The sequence below is a fragment of the Kitasatospora sp. NPDC001159 genome, assembly GCF_053598235.1.
In genome coordinates this window covers 1-4,691 of record NZ_JBSFJV010000213.1, presented here as the reverse complement: position 1 = coordinate 4,691, position 4,691 = coordinate 1, and the positions used below count along the sequence as shown (strand labels likewise).

The 4,691-nt window shown below is 68.7% G+C and carries 6 protein-coding genes and 2 pseudogenes; 5 read left to right on the top strand and 3 right to left on the bottom strand.

The genetic code is table 11. The annotated features are described in order from the left end of the window. Positions 1–218: cold-shock protein (locus tag ACWC9T_RS40875; protein ID WP_449826087.1), on the bottom strand; the 218-nt coding region annotated here is incomplete at its 3' end. Between the two features lie 1,122 nt (positions 219–1,340). Here ACWC9T_RS40875 and ACWC9T_RS40870 point away from each other — a divergent pair. The 3 genes and pseudogenes from ACWC9T_RS40870 to ACWC9T_RS40860 form a co-directional block, all read left to right on the top strand. Beyond that, positions 1,341–1,583 (top strand): annotated as a pseudogene (locus tag ACWC9T_RS40870) (DUF4118 domain-containing protein); the annotation flags it as partial. 18 nt (positions 1,584–1,601) lie between these two features. Next, positions 1,602–1,943, top strand: a complete 342-nt coding sequence (locus ACWC9T_RS40865; RefSeq protein WP_449826086.1) for a hypothetical protein — start codon at positions 1,602–1,604, stop codon at positions 1,941–1,943. A gap of 108 nt (positions 1,944–2,051) precedes the next feature. Continuing rightward, positions 2,052–2,117, top strand: a pseudogene (locus ACWC9T_RS40860) (hypothetical protein); the annotation flags it as partial. A 323-nt stretch (positions 2,118–2,440) separates the two neighbouring features. Here the strand turns inward: ACWC9T_RS40860 and ACWC9T_RS40855 are convergent. Then, on the bottom strand, positions 2,441–2,632 hold the full coding sequence (locus ACWC9T_RS40855) for a hypothetical protein (protein ID WP_449826085.1): 192 nt from the start codon (positions 2,630–2,632) through the stop codon (positions 2,441–2,443). Between the two features lie 214 nt (positions 2,633–2,846). Here ACWC9T_RS40855 and ACWC9T_RS40850 point away from each other — a divergent pair, with 214 nt between their 5' ends. Continuing rightward, positions 2,847–3,080, top strand: a complete 234-nt coding sequence (locus ACWC9T_RS40850; protein ID WP_449826084.1) for a DUF6296 family protein — start codon at positions 2,847–2,849, stop codon at positions 3,078–3,080. A 39-nt stretch (positions 3,081–3,119) separates the two neighbouring features. Here ACWC9T_RS40850 and ACWC9T_RS40845 read toward each other — a convergent pair whose 3' ends face one another. Then, positions 3,120–3,419, bottom strand: coding sequence for a DUF4193 domain-containing protein (locus ACWC9T_RS40845; RefSeq protein WP_449826083.1), 300 nt, complete (start codon positions 3,417–3,419; stop codon positions 3,120–3,122). A 330-nt stretch (positions 3,420–3,749) separates the two neighbouring features. Here ACWC9T_RS40845 and ACWC9T_RS40840 point away from each other — a divergent pair, with 330 nt between their 5' ends. After that, positions 3,750–4,598: a slipin family protein gene (locus ACWC9T_RS40840; protein WP_449826082.1), complete on the top strand. Its 849-nt coding sequence runs from the start codon at positions 3,750–3,752 to the stop codon at positions 4,596–4,598. Positions 4,599–4,691: the final 93 nt, after the last annotated feature.

The following is a 4,691-nucleotide window of genomic DNA, read 5'->3' as shown; positions in this document are numbered from 1 at the left end:
AAGCCCTGGGCGTCGATGTTCGAGTAGTGGGCGAACACGTCGGGGCCGCCGCCGTCCTGCTCGATGAAGCCGAAGCCCTTTTCGGCGTTGAACCACTTCACAGTGCCGGTAGCCATGCGCTTCTCCTTCTCGGGAACTGATCGGGTCCCACTGGTGCGGGCCCGGAGGTGATCGCCTTGGTCCGGAGATGCGCTGAAAAGCAAGAACACCCACGGCATGTCACCGCGGGCGAGGACTTCGGAACCACGACTGCTTGATCAAAACGTTACACCGCGGGGGACCCCGCAGCCAGGGAGCCGAACCGGACACGAAGCGGCGCGGCTGTGGCGCCGTACGCGCTTCGGTCGTGCCGAGCCGCCGACGGACGCGAACACGAGCGGGACTCCCCTGCTGAACGGATGCGGGGGCCTCGCGTGTGTCAGCCCCGGGGAAAGGAGCCGACCTCGGAGGAGAGCGATGACCAGTACCGGTGGCTCACGAGAACCGAGCGCCATGGTGCACATGTCGATCTCCGGCGCGCCACCCGTGGCGAACGTGGTCGCCGACACGGTCGGGCAGTCGTTCAGACTGATCGTCGTCCCTGGTCCTGGCACAGCGGGGACCATGTCTCACCCGCCGATCAGGTGGTCCGCACCCGCGGGCAGGTGGACGCGTCGGCGCCGGTCGAAGAAGCCGCCGCACGGCTGGTTGCCCTCGCAGATGCCGGTGCCGGTAAAAGTGGAGTTCAGCGGTCGAGCCGATGCCGTCGTCAAGGTCGATGCGCTGATCCGCGCGCGTTTCCGCGCTGGACCGCCAGCGGGGATTTCGCAGGCGTCCGAAGTGTGGCCGGGGAGTCCGTCGCTCCCCACGGGCCAGCCATAACCGAAGCGGCATGCGCTCGGGAGGCCCGTCGGACGCTCCGCTGTCCCTCGTCGCCGTCCCGTCGCTGATCGCGCCTCGCAGCAGTGTCGCGCGGGCAGACGGAAACCTGCAAGGTGGGCTCCCTTCGCCGGCATTGTCCGGATCAGGTGATGGAGGTCGCCTTCCGGTCGCACAGACCTTCCAGCCTCTCAGCCCGACCGCCGACAAACGCCCCGCGCGGAGCCTCCGCCCATCGCCCGGGGCCATCCGGTCGAACTCCCTCGCTCGCCCTGCAGGCCAATTCCCACGATACTCTCGCCCCCGCCCGGTACCAGGGGCCGAACGGCCCCATCGCCGCCGCCCGGGTGACCAGGCTGACTGACCGAACCGAAATGTCCACGACGTCGCGATCCGGGACGAATGGCTGACCCCGCCGGTGCCACGCTTCTACGCGGCCCTGTCCGCCGACACCATGCCCGCGCCCGGCGCTCCGGGCCACCCTGGGACTGGCCGGAGCCCTGTTCTGCACCCTCCTCACCGTCGTCCTCAGCGCGATCGTCGGCGGCTTCCGACCCGCCGTCACCGCCACCGTCATCGGTTTCCTCGCCGCCGACTTCCTCTACACCCAGCCCTACTACAGCCTGCGCGTCACCACCGCGATCGACCTCGCCGCACTGCTGGCCTTCGCCGTCGTCGGCACCACCGTCGGCCTCCTCGTCGACCTCCTCGCCCGGCGGGGACTCCAGGCCGCCCGCTCCCGCGTGGAGGCCAAGAACCTCGCCCGACTACTCGCCGACGTCATCGCCGACGGCCCCCGCACCCCCCAGGAACTGGTCGACGCCCTCCGCCGCACCTTCGACCTGGACACCATCGCCCTACTACGCCCCACGCCAACGGGCTGGCACACCGAAGCGGCCACGAACGACCGCGCCCCGTCGAGTCCCGACGAAGCCCCGTTCAGCGCCGAACTCGCCGACGGCCGCATCCTGGTGATGGCAGGCGACCGACTCACCTCCAAAGACGCCCAACTGCTGCGCGAGTTCGCCACCCAACTGCGTCTCACCCAGGAGAGGACCCAGCTCGGCCGACTGGACGACGCCTGACCACGCCGTGGCAGCCAGCCACCCACCGATCCCCGGCCCAGACACCCACGCCCACCACTTCACCCACGACACCGCCGCCACGGCTCAGGCGGCAACTTCTGGGTCGACCTGTTCCGCACCATCCTGCGGATTCTGCTGCCGCTCGCAGTGGTCGCCGGCCTGCTGCTGATCGGCCTCGGCGTCGAACAGAACCTCGGCGGCAACCACACCGCCACCACCCTCACCCGTGCCGACGTGCCCGTACGAAGCCACCTTCGGCACCTCGGTCATGCGCTTTGCCTCCCGCGCACCAGAGCCCCGATAAGCCCACCCCGATCCACAGAGGCCACAACCAGCACGCCACTCACCAGCCCCAGCAGGGGCTGGCCACCGGCCGCGTGGCCAGCCCCGCCCTGGGCAGCTCCAGAACCTCCGGAGGCGCGAACTGCACCGGACTCGCCGAAGTGCCATCACCACCCCGGTGGGGACCAGTGTTCAGTCAGCGGTGCTGCCCATACTCAATCCTCGCCATTAGTTTCCTCAGTGGGCTCCTCCGCAGGCTCCTCGGCAGCAGCTTCCTCGCCCTCACCGGCAACAGCCTCAGCAGTCGGCTCCTCCGCAGGCTCCTCGGCAGCAGCTTCCTCGCCCTCACCGGCAACAGCCTCAGCAGTCGGCTCCTCCGCAGGCTCCTCCTGCGCAACGTCGCTCATGTCTTCACCTCCTCCCCACGACACTCATACGGCCAGGCACGTCCCAGCTCTCAAGTCCGGGCGCAGTTGGCACGTTCCTACTTTAGGGTGATTTGTTCACATTTGTTCGCCTCGCCCTACTGTTGGAGGAAAACGACTCCAACGCTGTGCCCGACGCCCGCAGCGACCGCAGTGACCGCCGCCGTGCGTGCCTGGTCAGAGGAGGTGCGACCCCATGCCCGAAGTGCAGCGATACGCTGTCACGCTTCCGACGGAAGGCGGAAGCCACGCCCCGCAGAGGATCGTGGTGGTCCACTGGACGCCGGATCTGGCGGACGGGCAACCTGTCTATACCGACGTGGACGCCGTAGTGCGTGTAGCCATCGACAGCGCACACGGCACTGCCCGTCTGCTCGCCGCGCAGCCGGGTTCGCAGGCGCACTGTCTACAGGCAGTGCCGTTGCCCTGACTGCGGCTCGCGCTTCGCGGCGGGGGGATACGCCACGGGTCAGGGCAGGCAGTCGCGGCAGACGGGCTGGCCGTCCGCGGTCTGGCCGACGCGCTGGCTGCGGTGGTGAACCATGAAGCAGTGGGCGCAGACGAACTCGTCCGGCCGCGGAGGCACGACCGCTACGGTGAGTTCCTCGTTGGAGAGATCCGCGCCGGGTAGTTCCAAGGATTCGGGTTCCTCGGCTTCGTCGACGGCCGCACCGGGGAACCGCTGTTCACGGCGGCTCTGGAGGTCTTCGAGGCTTTCCGTGCTTTCGGTCTCGTCGCTGCGGCGCGGGGCGTCGTAGTCGGTTGCCACGAAACCCTCCTCGAGCAAATCGATGGGACCGGGATGGACACCAGGTCTCGCAAACGAATAAGTCTACTGCGGACCGATTTACTCAGGTCGGATGGGCGTTCGCGGACAACGCGGTCGGCCCCTGGCTACCTTCGGGCAAGTCCCACATCCGCGCCGCCTTCACACTACGACAAGCGGCACATCCACACTGCCAGACCGTCCCTCTGCTTGTCCTCGGCCCGTTCGCCGTTCGTGCCGGTCTGTCCGGCGGGTTGGGACCGGTGGACCCAAGACCGTTCCGGCAGACCCGCGCACGCTAGAGGTGCTCCCGAGTCGAGGAGGGTGGTTGCCGTGCCGAATCTGGGAGTCGCAATCGTCCGGCAGTACGAGCGCGGGGTGGTGTTCCGGCTGGGCCGACTGCGCGGGGTCCGCAAGCCCGGAATCCGGTTCATGATCCCGCTGGCCGACCGGATGTGGAAGGTCACCCTGCGCACGGTGACCATGCCGATCCCGTCCCAGCAGGTGATCACCCAGGACAACGTGTCCATCGGGGTCGCGGCGGTCGCCTACTTCCGCCGGGTGGACCCGGTGAAGTCGATCGTGGAGATCGAGGACGTGGCCAGCGCGATCGGCCAGATCGCCCAGACCACCGTCCGCAACGTGGTCGGCCGCTCCCTGCTCGACCAAGTGCTCACCGACACCGAAACCCTCAACGAGCAGATCAAGGAGATCCTCGACGGCCTCACCCAGCAGTGGGGCATCCTCGTCCTGCTGGGGGAGCTCAAGGACATCGAACTGCCGACCACCATGCAGCGGGCGATGGCCCGGCAGGCGGAGGCCGAGCGCGAGAAGCGCGCCAAGATCATCGCAGCCGAGGGCGAGGCCCTCAGCGCCGACCGCCTCGCCGAGGCCGCCGACGTCATCGCCGACCACCCCATCGCCCTCCAGCTGCGCAACCTCCAGATCCTCGCCGAGATCGCCGCCGAGAAGAACTCCACCATCGTCTTCCCCGCCCAGTTCCTCGAAAGCGCAAGGGCCCTGACGCGGTTCGTCGCCGAGGAGAGCCAACGCCCTGATGCCGTGACCGCAGCCATCCCCGCGCCGACCGGCCCGGCCAGCGGCCAGGCACCCGAACCCGACTGGCCCATCCCCCAGGACGAGGCCCTCACCGACCCCTTGAAAGGACAGGTCTGGACATGAGACATCGGCCGACGCGTGGCCCGGCGCAGGCAACTGCTCGGCCTCAGCCGCCAGGACGTGGCCGACCGGGCGGGCATGGCACCGGGGTACGTG

What these genes read in the sequence shown, in the direction of transcription:
- ACWC9T_RS40850 (WP_449826084.1), top strand. Translation starts at nt 2,847, where the DNA reads ATGCCCGAAGTGCAGCGATACGCTGTCACGCTTCCGACGGAAGGCGGA.
- ACWC9T_RS40855 (WP_449826085.1), bottom strand. Translation starts at nt 2,632, where the DNA reads ATGAGCGACGTTGCGCAGGAGGAGCCTGCGGAGGAGCCGACTGCTGAG.